General features: G+C 33.3%; 14 protein-coding genes. 5 read left to right on the top strand and 9 right to left on the bottom strand.

Annotated elements, in window-relative coordinates; all coding sequences use genetic code 11:
• Positions 1–273 precede the first annotated feature (273 nt).
• Together purH and E9099_RS03535 are read right to left on the bottom strand one after the other, a co-directional pair.
• Positions 274–1,803, bottom strand: a complete 1,530-nt coding sequence (purH, locus tag E9099_RS03540; protein ID WP_136582338.1) for a bifunctional phosphoribosylaminoimidazolecarboxamide formyltransferase/IMP cyclohydrolase — start codon at positions 1,801–1,803, stop codon at positions 274–276.
• A gap of 183 nt (positions 1,804–1,986) precedes the next feature.
• Complete coding sequence (locus tag E9099_RS03535; protein ID WP_136582337.1) at positions 1,987–2,442, bottom strand: GAF domain-containing protein; 456 nt, start codon at positions 2,440–2,442, stop codon at positions 1,987–1,989.
• Positions 2,443–2,522: 80 nt separating this feature from the next.
• Between E9099_RS03535 and xrtF the strand changes: the two genes are divergently transcribed.
• Positions 2,523–3,065: an exosortase family protein XrtF gene (xrtF, locus tag E9099_RS03530; protein WP_136582336.1), complete on the top strand. Its 543-nt coding sequence runs from the start codon at positions 2,523–2,525 to the stop codon at positions 3,063–3,065.
• Complete coding sequence (locus E9099_RS03525) at positions 3,066–3,494, top strand: exosortase F system-associated membrane protein (protein ID WP_136582335.1); 429 nt, start codon at positions 3,066–3,068, stop codon at positions 3,492–3,494.
• A 97-nt stretch (positions 3,495–3,591) separates the two neighbouring features.
• Here E9099_RS03525 and groL read toward each other — a convergent pair whose 3' ends face one another.
• The 7 genes from groL to miaB form a co-directional block, all read right to left on the bottom strand.
• Positions 3,592–5,226, bottom strand: a complete 1,635-nt coding sequence (gene groL / locus E9099_RS03520) for a chaperonin GroEL (protein ID WP_136582334.1) — start codon at positions 5,224–5,226, stop codon at positions 3,592–3,594.
• A 101-nt stretch (positions 5,227–5,327) separates the two neighbouring features.
• The gene (gene groES / locus E9099_RS03515) at positions 5,328–5,606 is read right to left on the bottom strand and encodes a co-chaperone GroES (RefSeq protein WP_101017068.1); all 279 of its coding nucleotides are present in this window, start codon (positions 5,604–5,606) and stop codon (positions 5,328–5,330) included.
• A gap of 144 nt (positions 5,607–5,750) precedes the next feature.
• On the bottom strand, positions 5,751–6,101 hold the full coding sequence (gene secG / locus E9099_RS03510) for a preprotein translocase subunit SecG (protein WP_136582333.1): 351 nt from the start codon (positions 6,099–6,101) through the stop codon (positions 5,751–5,753).
• A 12-nt stretch (positions 6,102–6,113) separates the two neighbouring features.
• Positions 6,114–7,034, bottom strand: a complete 921-nt coding sequence (locus tag E9099_RS03505; protein ID WP_136582332.1) for a hypothetical protein — start codon at positions 7,032–7,034, stop codon at positions 6,114–6,116.
• 5 nt (positions 7,035–7,039) lie between these two features.
• A complete protein-coding gene (locus E9099_RS03500; RefSeq protein ID WP_136582331.1) occupies positions 7,040–7,543 on the bottom strand; it encodes an LptE family protein in 504 nt (167 codons plus the stop codon).
• A 30-nt stretch (positions 7,544–7,573) separates the two neighbouring features.
• Positions 7,574–8,845: a sigma-54 interaction domain-containing protein gene (locus E9099_RS03495; protein ID WP_136582330.1), complete on the bottom strand. Its 1,272-nt coding sequence runs from the start codon at positions 8,843–8,845 to the stop codon at positions 7,574–7,576.
• Between the two features lie 123 nt (positions 8,846–8,968).
• Complete coding sequence (miaB, locus tag E9099_RS03490) at positions 8,969–10,417, bottom strand: tRNA (N6-isopentenyl adenosine(37)-C2)-methylthiotransferase MiaB (RefSeq protein WP_136582329.1); 1,449 nt, start codon at positions 10,415–10,417, stop codon at positions 8,969–8,971.
• Between the two features lie 155 nt (positions 10,418–10,572).
• Between miaB and topA the strand changes: the two genes are divergently transcribed.
• The 3 genes from topA (at position 10,573) to gldK (ending at position 15,822) form a co-directional block, all read left to right on the top strand.
• Positions 10,573–13,116: a type I DNA topoisomerase gene (gene topA, locus E9099_RS03485; RefSeq protein ID WP_136582328.1), complete on the top strand. Its 2,544-nt coding sequence runs from the start codon at positions 10,573–10,575 to the stop codon at positions 13,114–13,116.
• An 8-nt stretch (positions 13,117–13,124) separates the two neighbouring features.
• The gene (locus E9099_RS03480; protein ID WP_136582327.1) at positions 13,125–14,291 is read left to right on the top strand and encodes a formimidoylglutamase; all 1,167 of its coding nucleotides are present in this window, start codon (positions 13,125–13,127) and stop codon (positions 14,289–14,291) included.
• A gap of 163 nt (positions 14,292–14,454) precedes the next feature.
• A complete protein-coding gene (gene gldK / locus E9099_RS03475) occupies positions 14,455–15,822 on the top strand; it encodes a gliding motility lipoprotein GldK (protein WP_136582326.1) in 1,368 nt (455 codons plus the stop codon).
• The last annotated feature ends 24 nt before the right edge of the window (positions 15,823–15,846 follow it).

Raw genomic sequence — 15,846 nt, 5'->3', positions numbered from 1 at the left:
GCGTTATTTGTAATTATAAGGTGTTATTAAAAAGATACTGTAAAAGTAATAAAAGTATGGTAATATAAGGATTTTATTGTATCACAATTTTTATTAATTGTCTTACGAGTAAAAGATACGTTTAAAATTTAATTTTGGACGTTTTATGCTGTTGTAGAAAAGTATCTTACCGGTATAAAAAAAGCTTCGGTGTAAGTACCGAAGCTTTAAGTTAACTGTTTAACAATTGTTTATCTCCAACTGTTATGTGCGTTAATTTTATTATAAAAAAGTTTAATGTTTAAAATGACGTGTTCCAGTCATAACCATTGCAATGTTATTAGCATTACAGTAATCAATACTTAATTGATCTTTAATAGAGCCTCCTGGTTGGATTACGCTAGTTATTCCTGCGTTACCTGCTATTTCTACACAGTCTGGGAAAGGAAAAAAGGCATCACTAGCCATTACGCTGTCTTTTAAATCAAAGTTAAAAGATTGTGCTTTGTGTATGGCTTGGTTTAAAGCATCTACCCGGCTAGTTTGTCCAGTTCCACTGGCACAAAGCTGCTTGTTTTTAACTAAAACAATAGTGTTAGATTTTGTATGCTTACAGATTTTTGAAGCGAAAATCAAATCGTCAATAGCAGCAGTTGTCGGTTTGCTGTCTGTAACGTATTTTAAGTCGTCTATGGTATCTGTTTTGTTGTTTTTGTCTTGTACTAAAACACCGTTTAAACATGTTCTAACAGTTGTTGCTGCAAAATCAGTGTCTTTTAAAATTAATAAGATTCTGTTTTTCTTACCTTTTAAAATGCTTTCAGCTTCAGCTGAAAAAGAAGGCGCGATAACTACTTCACAAAATAAATTATGAATATCTGTAGCTGTTGCTGCATCAATTTCTGTATTACTTATTAAAACACCACCAAAAGCAGAAACAGGGTCTCCTGCTAAAGCATCTGTATAGGCTTGAGATACGGTGTCACGTTGCGCAAATCCACAGGCGTTATTATGTTTTAATATAGCAAATGTTGGTTTTTCGCCTTTAAATTCTTGAATTAAATTTACAGCAGCATCAACATCTAAAAGATTGTTGTAGCTTAATTCTTTACCATGTAATTTAGTGAAAAGGGCATCGAAGTTTCCAAAGAAAAAACCTTTTTGATGTGGGTTTTCTCCGTAGCGTAATACTTTACCATTGGTTTCACTTATTTTTAAAGCAGGAATGTTGTGGTCTGCATTAAAGTAGTTAAAGATTGCGGAATCGTAATGTGATGATACGTTAAATGCTTTGGCTGCAAACCCTTTTCTGTCGTCTTCAGATAAATCACCTTTTTTGTTGGTGATTAACTCTAAAAACTCAGAATAATCATCTACAGAAGATACACAAATGACGTCAGCATAATTTTTAGCTGCAGCTCGGATTAATGAAATACCTCCAATGTCTATTTTTTCAATAATGTCTTGATTAGGAGCTCCAGAAGCTACTGTTTTTTCAAATGGATATAAATCTACAATAACCACATCTATTTGTGGTATGTCAAAGTCTTTCATTTCTTTGACATCACCTTCATGGTCTTGACGGTTTAAAATACCACCAAAAACTTTAGGGTGCAATGTTTTTACACGTCCGCCTAAAATAGAAGGATAAGATGTCACATCCTCTACAGGAACGACAGCAATACCAAGATTTTTAATAAAAGTTTCGGTTCCACCAGTAGAATAAATAGTGACACCTTGATTGTTTAGTTCTCTAACAATAGGTTCTAACCCTTCTTTGCTAAATACCGAAATTAATGCAGATTTAATTGTTTTGTTGCTCATTATAGTTGTGTTAATAAGCAAGCAAATTTAAGTAAAAGTAAATTGGTATAGATCAAAAAAAATAGCGCTTTTTCAACTAAAGGAGTAAGTTGTTAACAAGCAGTGTAAAACGTGAAATTCCGATTACGATTAATTTTGATAATTAACCCTAATCGGAACTTTTATAATTTGTTTTATTTAATTTTATAAAAGAGTTGCAACTTTAGCGCATACAAATTCTAAAAAACGCTCGTCTTCTTCTGTAAAAGGGTCGGGAGTATTAGAATCTATATCTATTTGTCCAAGATTTTCTCCATTAACAAAAATAGGTATTACAATTTCTGCTTTTACTGTGATGCTACATGCAATATAATTGTCTTGAGCTGCAACATCAGGTACGACAAAGTTTTCGTTACTTACTGCAACTTGTCCGCAAATACCTTTTCCAAAAGGAATTATTATGTGATCTGTTGGTGCCCCAACGTAAGGTCCTAGCTTAAGTTCATTCTTGTCTCCATTTTTAAAGTAAAAACCAACCCAATTATAATAAGATATGTTCTCATCCAATAATTGACAAATTTGTAATAATTTATCGTCTGTAGGTAACGTTGTGTTAGAAACTATAGTTTCAATTTGAGGTTTTAGAGTTTCGAAAGTCATTTGTTTGAAAATTTTGGTAAAAGTATTTAAAAAGACGTAATTTCAACCCTTAAAAAATCTTAAAATTCATTCTTTTTTAATTGAAGGCATTACTATTAAAATATAAACCCGTTATAAAATTCATAATAACCTTTTTGGCCGTTTATGGGGTTTTAAGTATGGGGTATAATTTCTATTTAGATTTATCTAAGGTTGGCACTTATTATCCAGATTATATTACAAATTTAGTCGCGGTGCAAACCCAAAACTTACTTGAGGTTTTAGGTTATAATACTCAAATGCTGCCTCATCCTAACGAACCTTCTATAATGGTGGTTGTAGAGGGTAAGTATTTGGCAAGAGTTATTGAAGGTTGTAATGGTACGAGTATTATTATTTTATTTGTATCTTTTATAATTGCGTTTGCAGGACGATTTAAAACAACCGTTTTTTATGTTATTGCAGGTAGTGTTTTGATATATGTCGTTAATCTTGTTAGAATCGTAATTTTATCTATCGGTTTGTATCATTATCCGTGGCGTGAAGAAGTATTACATACTGTTATTTTTCCTGGTATTATTTACGGGATGGTATTTTTGTTGTGGATGTTTTGGGTGAATCGTTTTTCTCATATAAATAAGTAGATGGGTAAGTATTCTAAATATATAGGGATTTCTGTTTTAGTTGTGCTGCTTGCTTTAGTACGTTGGTTTCAGAACGACTTGTTTTATGATCCTTATTTATTGTTTTTTGAAAATGATTACCTGTATATAGACTCTCCAAGACAGGAAACTTTAAAATTGGTAGCCAATACAATGTTTAGGTTTTTTATAAACACAGTGCTTTCGTTATCTATTTTATATGTGTTTTTTAAAGATTGGAGTATTGTTAAGTTTTCTGCTTTGATTTTCTTTTTTTCTTTTTTAATTTTAATGATCCTTTATTTGTATTTTGTATTGGATCCTAAGCAAGAACAGTATTATTTGTTTTTTAATGTTAGACGTTTTTTAATTCAACCGATTCTATTGTTATTGTTGTTGCCTGCTTTTTACTATAATAGATTAAATCAGTAGTTGTAAATTTTATATATAGTTTATTACCAAAGCTTATAAAATAAAAAAGCCTCAACATTTGTTGAGACTTTTTCTATTGTAATAGATATTATATTTATTACATCATTCCTGGCATACCGCCACCCATTGGCATTCCGCCTCCAGCTGGTGCAGCTTCTTTAATGTCCACTAAAGCACACTCGGTAGTTAAAATCATACCAGCAACAGAAGCCGCATTCTCTAATGCAATTCTAGTTACTTTTTTAGGGTCAATAATACCTGCTTTAAGCATGTCTACGTAAGTCTCAGATTTAGCATCATAACCAAAGTCTTTTTTACCTTCCATAACTTTAGAGACAACCACACTACCTTCTCCACCTGCGTTTTCAACAATGGTACGTAATGGCGCTTCAATAGCACGTGCTACGATTTGGATTCCTGTTGTTTCGTCTAAGTTTTCTGTAGTAATTTTGTCAAGTACAGATTTAGCTCTAACTAAAGCAACACCTCCACCAGCAACAATACCTTCTTCAACTGCTGCACGAGTAGCATGTAAAGCATCATCTACACGGTCTTTCTTCTCTTTCATTTCAACCTCACTAGCAGCACCAACATAAAGTACAGCGACACCACCTGCTAATTTAGCAAGACGTTCTTGTAATTTTTCTTTATCATAGTCACTAGTCGTTGTTTCAATCTGAGCTTTAATTTGATTAACTCTATTTTTGATTAAACTCTTATCTCCAGCACCATTGACCACAGTCGTGTTGTCTTTATCAATACTAACGCGTTCTGCTGTTCCAAGCATCTCTAAAGTCGTGTTTTCAAGTGTAAAACCTCTTTCTTCAGATATTACTGTACCTCCAGTTAAAACGGCGATATCTTCTAACATTGCTTTTCTACGATCTCCAAATCCTGGCGCTTTTACAGCTGCAATTTTTAAAGAACCACGTAATTTGTTTACAACAAGAGTAGCTAATGCTTCTCCATCTACATCTTCTGCAATAATTAATAATGGTTTTCCTGATTGTGCAACAGGCTCTAAAATAGGAAGTAAATCCTTCATTGTAGATACTTTTTTATCATACAATAAGATGTAAGGATTTTCTAAATCTGTTACCATTTTATCACTGTTAGTTACAAAGTAAGGCGATAAATAACCTCTGTCAAATTGCATACCTTCTACAATATCAACATAAGTTTCAGTCCCTTTTGCTTCTTCAACAGTAATAACACCTTCTTTACCTACTTTTCCAAAAGCCTTAGCGATTAAATCTCCAATAACGTCATCGTTATTAGCAGATATAGAGGCTACTTGTTTTATTTTCTCAGAAGAATTTCCTACTTCTTCTGATTGCTTAGCTAAATCGGCAACAATGGCTTCTACTGCTTTGTCAATACCACGTTTCAAATCCATTGGATTTGCACCGGCAGCAACATTTTTTAAACCTTCTTTAACTATGGCTTGTGCTAATACTGTTGCAGTAGTTGTACCATCTCCAGCTAAATCATTAGTTTTAGAGGCCACTTCTTTTACCATTTGTGCCCCCATATTTTCTAGAGGGTCTTCTAATTCTATTTCTTTTGCAACACTTACACCATCTTTAGTTACTATTGGAGCTCCAAAAGAACGACCGATAATAACGTTTCTTCCTTTTGGTCCTAAAGTTACTTTTACTGCGTTTGCTAATGCATCAACACCACGTTTTAAGCCGTCACGTGCTTCCACATCAAATTTTATATTTTTTGCCATTTGTTTTTGAATTTGTATTTAGCTAGCTGCATTTTGCTGATAGCTAAAAAATTGAACTGTTATTATTTTATTTAAGCTAATAGTATATAGCTAAAAGCTATTTAGATAATAGCCATGATGTCATCTTCACGCATCATTAAATACGCTTTACCATCTAATTTAATTTCTGATCCAGAATATTGACCATAAAGTACTTTGTCTCCAACTTTAACGGTTAAAGGTTCGTCCTTTTTTCCGTTTCCGACAGCAACGATAGTTCCTTTATGTTGCTTTTCCTGAGCTGTATCTGGTATATATAAACCAGAAGCTGTTTGTGTTTCAGCAGGTAATGCTTCTACTAGTACACGATCTGCAAGAGGTTTAATGTTTAATTTACTCATAGTATATATGTTTGATTAATTATAAATGTAATGCTGTGTAATAAGCTAAAAATGTGCCAATAGATTACAACTGACAAACTTGCAGAAACAAAAAATGCCAACTCGAAGAGTTGGCATTTTTTGTTATATTTTAATGATCTGAGCTTATTCTTTAGCAGCAGGCTCTATGACCTTAGTCGCATCATCTGTTGTAGGTGCTGCAGCAGGTGTTGGTAACTCTGCATTATCACTTTGATATTTAGATTCTCCAATTTGACCATTTCTGTCAATACCTAAGCTAGAGGTTAATATAAGTACTAATAATATAGTTGCTAATATCCAAGTACTTTTATCTAAAAAGTCTGTTGTTTTTTTAACACCACCTAATTGTTGTGCACCACCACCACCGAATGAAGACGATAATCCTCCTCCTTTAGGGTTTTGTACCATAATTACAACTATTAGTAGAAATGCTACTATTACTATTAAGATCAAAAAGATTGCAAATGTGCTCATTATAATTGTTATTTATTCTTGTAATTTATCTATTGCTTTAATTTGGTCTGCAAAGAAACCACTTTTTTCTGGATATTTCAAACTTAAAATTTTATAAGATTGAATGGCTTTTTTAAAGTTTTTCTGTTCGACATAAATACGCGCTAATGTTTCTGTCATCAAAGCCTCCGGCTGTATCATCTGAGCTTTAGCAATGTTATGAGACGAAACTTTAGCTTTTTTTGCTTCAAGTTTTGGGTTTTTAGTTATAAATTTATCTATTAATTCAAACTTTTTGGCGCGTTCTAAATTAGATTCTTCGTCTAAGGAATCTTCACCGTCCCTTTTAATTGGCTTAAATTTAGAGATATTTAGCCATTCATTAAAACTATGAGTTTCTGATTTATTAAAATGAAATGGTTTACCTATGTTTAAAAATGATTCTATCTCCTTTTTATCTAAATTAGAGATAGATACCTCTTTATTACTAATTACTTTTTGTTCTTCTTTCTTTAATTCTGGCTTTTCAGTGACTACATCATCCTTTTTAGGTTCAAATAAATCAGGATCAAGTATGACTACAGTATCTTCAATATGTTGCTTTAACGTCTTGTCAATATGTCCAGTGGTGTCCACTGAAATATCTTCCATCAAAACCTCTAAACTATTTATATAGTCTGCATTTTGTTTGATGTATTCTGAAATTTCATTTTGATTAAAAGTATCACTTGTAATAAAATCAAATAAAATACTTCTGTCGGAAGTATAGGCAGCAGTCACTTTTAAAGCTTTATTGTATTTAAAACTTTCTGTGTTTTTTAAGCCCTTTAGGAACATGGCGCGCGCAGACTGAAAGTAAGGAAACTCGTCTAGGAGATCGCTAAGCATGTAAGTTTGCTTTGGGCTAACTAATTGAGGTGTCTGTAATAAGCTTGTTAATTCTTGACTAGTCATTGATTTTACCAGTTTGCAAGTGATGCGTTGAAAATATCTTGTGTTAAGCGTTCAAAAATTTCGTCGTGGGCTGTTGTTTTTGTTGTTCCGGATAATAATTCGCTACCAGTATAATCATAGAAAAATGAAAAAGATTTTTCAAAATCCTTTTCGCTATCCTTTCTATTGTAAAATTGAACTTTTACACCTATCGTTAAACGGTTTTGTGCTGCTGTACTATTTGCAGTGGCTGTTGTTGGAGAAACACGGTAAGTTGTTATTTCGCCTTCATAAATTAAATCAGCACTAGAGTTAACTAAGCTAAGACTGGTTTGATTTTGAATTAAATCTTGTAATGCTCTAGTAAAATCTAAGTCTAATCCAGGTTCTATTAAGGTTGATGTATTCTTAAAATAATTAACCTGAAAGGTCTCGGCTGTTCCAATATCTGCTCCCGTAAAAGAATACGCTCCGCAACCTAATAAGGTAGAGGAGATAAAAAGTAATAAAAGGTATTTAAGCTGTTTCATTATAGTTTTGTTTAGAATTACAACGTGATTTTATAAATCAAATTGTTTAATTTTTCGGTAAAGTGTACGCTCGCTAATACCAAGTTCTTCTGCTGCTAATTTTCTTTTTCCTTTGTGACGTTCTAAAGATTTTTTGATTAATTCTAATTCTTTATCGTGTAAGGAGAGTGTTTCCTCTTCTTCAATTTCTTCAGCAAAATGATATTTATCTTGAGTGTTTTCTGAAATCAAGGTGTTGTTAGATTCTCCTGAATTTTGAGATATTGATAAAACTTCCATATCTTCAATATGTTCATCAAATTCGGCTTCACTTTCATTTTCGCCATAAATCTTTTCAATCAAGCTTTCATTTTCTTTTTGGACCTCTTTTATATTACCTGTTTTCATTAGTTCCATGGTCAGCTTTTTTAGATCGTTTAAATCGGCTTTCATGTCAAATAATACTTTGTACAAAATTTCACGTTCGCTGCCAAAGTCGCTTTCTGACTTAGTGGTATTAATTACTGCTGGTAGATTGCTGCCTGTAGGTAAATAACTATTTAATGTTGCTGCGCTAATAGTTCTGTTTTGTTCTAAGACAGAGACTTGTTCTGCAACATTACGTAACTGTCTTATGTTTCCGCTCCAGCGGTATTTTATTAATAATTGTACAGCATCATCTGTTAATTTGATAGTTGGCATTTTATATTTTAATGCAAAATCACTAGCAAATTTTCTGAATAATATATGTATGTCTTCTTGACGTTCTCTTAGAGGAGGAAGGTTTATATCTACTGTGCTTAAACGATAAAATAAGTCTTCTCTAAATTTTTCTTTTTTAATAGCATCAAACATATTAACGTTTGTTGCAGCTACAATACGAACATCCGTTTTTTGTACTTTACTAGACCCTACTTTTATAAATTCGCCATTTTCTAAAACACGTAGTAAACGGACTTGTGTTGTTAGGGGAAGTTCTCCGACTTCATCTAAAAAAATAGTACCACCATCTGCAACTTCAAAATATCCATTTCTAGTAGCTGTTGCTCCTGTAAAGGCTCCTTTTTCATGCCCAAAAAGCTCACTGTCTATAGTGCCTTCTGGTATTGCACCACAGTTTACAGCAATATATTTACCATGTTTTCTGTGCGATAATTGGTGTATTATTTTAGGAATACTTTCCTTTCCAACACCACTTTCTCCAGTGACTAAAACAGAAATATCTGTTGGTGCAACTTGCATTGCCTTTTCGATAGCACGGTTTAAAGTTGGACTATTTCCAATAATCCCGAAACGCTGTTTTATAGATTGTATTGTTTCCATAGTAAACTCTAAAAGTGTTTAGTTTGCGTAATTAAAAGTTGTGTCTTCTACCATTATCTGTTCTGTTTTAAGAGTAGATAATAGGTCTATTGATAAAAATAAAACGCTTATTTTTTATGATGCTTAATTGTTGATTGATTTTCCAATAGCTTTACCTATAAGTGTTGCTTTTGTGCAATCTGTTACAGTGACGTTTACAAAATCACCAATATTATAATCCCCTTTAGGAAATACCGCCACAATATTTTGCTGTGTACGACCAGACCATTCTTGGTTAGATTTTTTAGATTCTTTTTCTACTAAAACTTCAACCGTTGTATTTAAAAACTGTTTAGTTCTAAACTCACTATGCTTTAGTTGTAACGCTATAATTTCGCTAAGACGTCTGCTTTTTGTTGCTTCTGGTATATCGTCTTCAAATTTACGTTCTGCTAGAGTTCCTGGTCTTTCAGAATACGTAAACATATAACCAAAATTATATTTTACATACGCCATTAGGCTTAAGGTATCTTGATGATCTTCTTCTGTTTCTGTTGGAAAACCAGTAATCATATCTTGGCTAATGACACAGTTTGGAATAATTTTTCTAATATTATCTATTAAGGTAAAATATTCTTCACGGGTGTGTAAACGATTCATCGCTTTTAGTATTCTATTACTACCACTTTGGACAGGTAAATGGATGTGATTACAAATATTATCATGTTTAGCCATCATTTGTATCACTTCAAGATGCATGTCTTGTGGATTAGAAGTGCTAAAGCGAATACGCATTTTTGGTTGCGCAGTAGCACATAGTTCTAAAAGTTTTGCGAAATCTGTTGCAGTTGCTTTTTCAAAATCAGAAGCTTTGTCAAAATCTTTTTTCATACCACCACCATACCAAAGGTAACTGTCTACGTTTTGACCTAGTAATGTTATTTCTTTATAACCTTTAGACCAAAGATCATTAATTTCTTCAATAATACTTTGTGGGTCACGACTACGTTCTCGTCCTCTTGTAAAAGGAACCACGCAAAACGTGCACATATTATCACAACCTCTAGTTATTGAGACAAGTGCTGTAACACCATTGGTATTTAAGCGTACAGGACTGATGTCTCCGTAAGTTTCTTCTTTAGATAGTACAACGTTTATAGCATCATGACCGCCTTCAACTTCTGCAATTAAGTTAGGAAGGTCTTTATAAGCATCTGGACCTACAACCAGGTCTACTATTTTTTCTTCATCTAAAAATTTACTTTTTAAACGTTCTGCCATACAGCCTAGAACACCCACCTTCATTTTAGGATTAATGTCTCGCTTTATAGCATTATATTTTTCTAGTCTTTTTCGTACTGTAACTTCAGCCTTGTCTCTAATAGAGCAAGTGTTAACTAGTACTAAATCTGCTTCTTCAAGGTTTTGTGTGGTATTAAAACCTTCGTTTTGCAGTATAGAAGCTACTATTTCACTATCACTAAAATTCATAGCACACCCGTAGCTTTCAATAAAAAGTTTTTTGGTGTTTTTATCGTTTTTAGCAATAACCAATGTTTCGCCTTGTTTGTTTTCGTCTATTGTCTTTTCCATAAATATATTGAAATCACTCATCTCCAATAAGCACGCAAAGATAGGATTATTTTAAAATTATGACAATCTGACAGACTTAAAATTTTAGCTAAAACTTATAAAATTAGGATGATAAATTTTTTTTGATATACCTTTGCACTCATAAAAATCGAAGAATGGCGAAGAATTTAGTAATAGTTGAGTCACCTGCAAAAGCAAAAACAATTGAAAAATTTTTAGGAAAAGACTTTAAAGTCGAATCCAGTTTTGGGCATATCTCTGACTTACCATCTAAAGAATTAGGAGTAGATGTAGAGGGAGATTTTGATCCAAAATATGAAGTCTCTTCCGATAAAAAAGCACTAGTAAAAAAATTAAAACAACTTGCCAAGAAAGCCGAAATGGTTTGGTTAGCAAGTGATGAAGATAGGGAAGGAGAGGCTATTGCATGGCATTTAGCAGAATCTCTAAACTTAGATAAAGATAAAACAAAACGTATTGTTTTTCATGAGATTACTAAAGCAGCCATCCAGAAAGCAGTTGAGAATCCAAGACAAATTGATTACGATTTAGTAGATGCGCAACAAGCCCGTCGTGTGTTAGATAGAATTGTAGGTTATGAGTTATCTCCCGTTTTATGGCGTAAAGTAAAAGGAGGTTTGTCAGCAGGTCGTGTACAATCTGTATCTGTTAGATTAATTGTAGAGCGTGAACGCGATATCCAAAACTTTACACCTGAAGCATCGTATAGGATAGATGCTGAATTTTCAAACGAAGCTGGGCAGTCGTTTAAAGCTAAATTGCCAAAAACATTTTCGACTAAAAAAGAAGCATTAGATTTTTTAGAAAGTAATGCGAGTGCAGATTTTAAAGTCGCAGACTTAACTAAAAAGCCAGCTAAGAAATCTCCTGCCGCACCATTTACGACGTCAACATTACAACAAGAAGCATCACGTAAATTATATTTTTCTGTTAGTAAAACTATGACGATGGCGCAACGTTTATACGAAGCCGGTTTGATTACTTATATGAGAACAGATAGTGTCAATTTATCTGATGAAGCTAGAAAAGGAGCAGAGAAAGAGATTGTAGCAGCCTACGGTAAAGAATATAGTAAAGAACGTAATTTTAAAGGAAAGTCTAAAGGAGCGCAAGAAGCTCACGAAGCGATTAGACCGACAGACTTTACAAGACACAGCGTAGATATAGATTACGATCAGGCGCGTTTATATGATTTAATTTGGAAACGTGGTATTGCATCACAGATGAGTGAAGCACAATTGGAACGTACTAACGTTAAGATTGAAGCTAATACACATAATCAAACCTTTACAGCTAATGGAGAGGTTATTAAATTTGACGGATTTTTAAAAGTTTATTTAGAAGGGACAGATGATGAAGATTTAGAGCAAGAAGGCATGCTTCCTGCTATGAAGAAAAACGAAACGTTACTTAATAAATATATCACAGCGACAGAACGTTATAGTCGTGCGCCATATAGATATACGGAAGCCTCTTTAGTAAAAAAACTAGAGGAGTTAGGTATTGGACGTCCGTCTACTTATGCTCCAACAATTTCGACCATTCAAAATAGAAACTATGTAGAAAAAGGTGCTATAGATGGTGTAGAACGTGAGTATACACAATTAGTATTAGAAGAAGGAACAGTAAAAGATAACATGCTTTCTGAAAAAGTAGGGTCTGATAAAGGTAAGTTAGTACCAACAGATATTGGTATGATTGTTACAGACTTTTTGGTTAACCATTTTGAAAGTATATTAGATTATAATTTTACCGCTAAGGTAGAAAGTCAGTTTGATGATATTGCTGAAGGTAAAGAGGACTGGAAAAAAATGATGAAAACCTTCTATAAGAAGTTTCATCCAGTAGTTGTAGATGTTCAAGAAAATGCAGATAGAGAATCTGGAGAACGTATTTTAGGTAAAGATCCAAAAACAGGTAAACAAGTTAGTGTGCGTCTTGGTAAATTTGGACCAATGGTGCAAATGGGAACGGTGGATGATGAGGAAAAACCAACATTTGCAAGTCTAAGTCCTGATCAACAATTAGGTAGTATTACCTATGAAGAGGCAATGGATTTATTTAAGTTGCCTAGGACTTTAGGTAAGTATGAAGATGAGGATATTGAGGTTAACAATGGTCGTTTTGGACCTTATGTAAAATACGGTAAGAAGTTTGTGTCTTTAGCGCCAGGTCAAGATCCAATAAGTATTGAGTTTAAAGACGCTATTGAATTAATTAAAGAAAAAGAAATAGCAGATGCACCCGTTTACAATTATAAAGGACATGGTGTAACTAAAGGTAAAGGACGTTTTGGACCATTTATTAAATGGAATGGGTTGTTTATCAATGTGAATAAAAAATACGATTGGGATACTTTAACTAATGAAGAAATTGAAGAATTAGTAGATGCTAAAATTCAGAAAGAAATAGATAAAGTTATTCATAATTGGGAAGATGAAGGTATCCGTGTAGAAAAAGCACGTTGGGGTAGACATAATATTTTAAAAGGTAAAGTTAAAATAGAGTTACCTAAAACAGTAGACGCTGCCGCTTTAACTTTAGAGGAAGTTAAGGATATGATAGAAAAGAAAGCGCCTAAAAAGAAGGCTGCTGCAAAAAAGAAAGCACCGGCTAAGAAGAAAACTGCAGCAAAGAAGCCAGCGGCAAAGAAAAAAACTACAGCAAAAAAGAAATAGTACTATAAATGAATTTTAATTTTCTTTCTCCAGTTTCAGATACTGTTTTAGCGCATAATCAATTATTGTCGCCTTTGTGTTTAGGGCAAAAAATAAAAATACATTCGGAACAACAAGGTATTCCTGATTTAGATGATGTTAAAATTGTTATTCTAGGAGTTTTAGAAAACAGAAATGATGTCAATTATATAGGTGAAGATTTTAATCTAAACGAAATTAGGAAATCATTGTACACACTATATCCTGGTAATTGGTCTACTAATGTTGTTGATTTAGGTGATATTGAAAAAGGAGAACGTGCAGAAGATACTTATTTTGCTTTAAAAGAAACATTGACTCTTTTAATTGAGAAAAGAATCATACCAATTATAATTGGAGGTAGTCAAGACTTAACGTATACCACGTATCGGGCCTATGATAGTTTAATTCCAATGGTTAATATTGTGAATGTTGATAAATCTTTTGATTTAGGAGATACGTCCAAAGCAATAAATAACACTAGTTTTGTAGGTAAAATCGTTCTTGATGAGCCGTACAACCTTTTTAATTATTCAATCATCGGATATCAGACCTATTTTAATAGTCAGGAGGAGATAGATTTAATGGAACGCTTATATTTCGAATCTTACAGATTGGGAGAGGTATCGAATGATATCACATTAGTGGAGCCAGTAATGCGAGATGCAAATATCGTGACTGTAGATTTAGGTGGATTAAAGGCGTCCGAAGTTAGTTTAAGGCAAAAGGTTTCTCCTAATGGGTTAGATGGGAAAGAAATATGTGCAGTAGCACGTTATGCAGGAATAAGTAATAAGGTAAGTTCGTTTGGTATTTACGAGTATAAACCTTCTCAAGATGATGAAATAACGGCAATGCTAGTGTCGCAAATGATATGGTATTTTATAGAAGGTGTTAACTGTAGAGTTAACGATGATGATTTTTCTATTGACGATAATCACCAAAAATTCATTACATTAGCAGAATCGCATGAGTTAATTTTTTATAAAAGTATAAAGACAGGACGCTGGTGGATAGAAATTCCATTTTTAGCAAATGTTAATAATAAATTAAAAAAGCATACGTTATTACCATGCACGCATCAAGATTATTTGGATGCTTGTAATGATATTATACCGGAAAGATGGTATAAAGCCTATCAAAAAAATAGCGTTTAGTAGTCTAGAATTTGCTGATAAACGACATTTTAAATCGTTCAAATGCAAATTTTTTACGATTAAATGTATTTTTTTTTGGTAAAAAAGTTGTTTTTTAGGAAATATATAAATATGTTTACGCTCTTAAAAAATTTAAGAGTTTTAAATTAACCTCGAGTTTTCAATGAATATGAAGAAGTTTGTATTATTAACAGCGGTTTTCGCACTATTAGTAAGTTGTGGATCAAAAGATAACGGACAACTAGTTGGTGCTAAAGGAAGGAAGTGGCATCCAGAAAAACCTTACGGAATGACATTAGTCCCTGGTGGAGCATTTATAATGGGTAAAGCAGACGACGATCTTGCTGGAATCCAGGATGCACCTGCTAAGACAGTTACTGTTGCATCATTTTATATGGATGAGACAGAAATTACCAACAGTGAGTATCGTCAGTTTGTAGAATGGGTAAGAGATTCTACTATTCGTACCAAAATGGCTATTCTAGCTGATGAAGTAGGTATGACATCTGAGGATGGTGGTATTGGAGAATTTGCATTTAAAGATGCGGATACTACTGATTCATCTGCTTACGAAAAGTATATGATGGATAACTATAGTGGTTTAGGAGAAACTGGTTATGAAGGAAGGAAACTTAATTATGACGTTGACTTGATCTTTGATACCTCAGAATATCCTGATGAATACTATGTAGAAGTTATGGATACCATGTATTTGCCATTAGAAGAATCTTATAATGGACAACGTACTTGGGATGTAACTAAATTTAAGTTTCAGTATACTTACATGGATATTGCTAAAGCAGCAAAAAACAAAAACTTAAGTCGTAAAGATGTAATTATTAGAGAAGAAGTAGAAATCTATCCAGATACTACAGCTTGGATTAGAGATTTTGCATATTCTTATAATGAGCCAATGCATAACGATTATTTCTGGCATGATGCTTATGGAGATTATCCAGTGGTTGGCGTATCATGGCAACAAGCTAAGGCGTTTTGTGAATGGAGAACAAAATACCATAATGATTATAGACGTTCAAGAAAAATACATAACGTAGCACGTTACAGATTGCCATCAGAAGCGCAATGGGAGTATGCCGCTAGAGGTGGTTTACAAGCAGCGACTTTCCCTTGGGGAGGGCCTTATGCTAAAAACGATCGTGGATGTTTCATGGCTAACTTTAAACCATTACGTGGTGATTATGCAGCAGATACAGCGTTGTATACTGTAGAAGCTGATGCTTTTGAGCCGAATGATTTTAATCTTTATAACATGGCTGGAAATGTATCAGAATGGGTAGACTCTTCTTATGATCCAGCATCTTATGAGCATGCATCAACTATTAACCCAAGTGTAAATGATCCAAGTAACAAACGTAAAGTTGTACGTGGAGGGTCTTGGAAAGATGTCGCTTATTATTTACAAGTAAGTTCTAGAGATTACGAATATTCAGATTCAGCGAGAAGTTATATCGGTTTCAGAACTGTTCAAGATTATATGGGTACAGATATGACAGCTAATTCACAGCAATAAAACTTAATAATATTAACCAAACTA

It is taken from the genome of Psychroserpens sp. NJDZ02, from assembly GCF_004843725.1.
Lineage (GTDB): Bacteria > Bacteroidota > Bacteroidia > Flavobacteriales > Flavobacteriaceae > Olleya.
This window is presented reverse-complemented; position numbering and strand designations above follow the sequence as displayed.

What these genes read in the sequence shown, in the direction of transcription:
- secG (WP_136582333.1), bottom strand. Translation starts at nt 6,101, where the DNA reads ATGAGCACATTTGCAATCTTTTTGATCTTAATAGTAATAGTAGCATTT.
- E9099_RS03500 (WP_136582331.1), bottom strand. Translation starts at nt 7,543, where the DNA reads ATGAAACAGCTTAAATACCTTTTATTACTTTTTATCTCCTCTACCTTA.
- E9099_RS03480 (WP_136582327.1), top strand. Translation starts at nt 13,125, where the DNA reads ATGAATTTTAATTTTCTTTCTCCAGTTTCAGATACTGTTTTAGCGCAT.
- groL (WP_136582334.1), bottom strand. Translation starts at nt 5,226, where the DNA reads ATGGCAAAAAATATAAAATTTGATGTGGAAGCACGTGACGGCTTAAAA.
- E9099_RS03495 (WP_136582330.1), bottom strand. Translation starts at nt 8,845, where the DNA reads ATGGAAACAATACAATCTATAAAACAGCGTTTCGGGATTATTGGAAAT.
- groES (WP_101017068.1), bottom strand. Translation starts at nt 5,606, where the DNA reads ATGAGTAAATTAAACATTAAACCTCTTGCAGATCGTGTACTAGTAGAA.
- purH (WP_136582338.1), bottom strand. Translation starts at nt 1,803, where the DNA reads ATGAGCAACAAAACAATTAAATCTGCATTAATTTCGGTATTTAGCAAA.
- gldK (WP_136582326.1), top strand. Translation starts at nt 14,455, where the DNA reads ATGAATATGAAGAAGTTTGTATTATTAACAGCGGTTTTCGCACTATTA.
- miaB (WP_136582329.1), bottom strand. Translation starts at nt 10,417, where the DNA reads ATGGAAAAGACAATAGACGAAAACAAACAAGGCGAAACATTGGTTATT.
- E9099_RS03505 (WP_136582332.1), bottom strand. Translation starts at nt 7,034, where the DNA reads ATGACTAGTCAAGAATTAACAAGCTTATTACAGACACCTCAATTAGTT.
- E9099_RS03535 (WP_136582337.1), bottom strand. Translation starts at nt 2,442, where the DNA reads ATGACTTTCGAAACTCTAAAACCTCAAATTGAAACTATAGTTTCTAAC.
- topA (WP_136582328.1), top strand. Translation starts at nt 10,573, where the DNA reads ATGGCGAAGAATTTAGTAATAGTTGAGTCACCTGCAAAAGCAAAAACA.
- E9099_RS03525 (WP_136582335.1), top strand. Translation starts at nt 3,066, where the DNA reads ATGGGTAAGTATTCTAAATATATAGGGATTTCTGTTTTAGTTGTGCTG.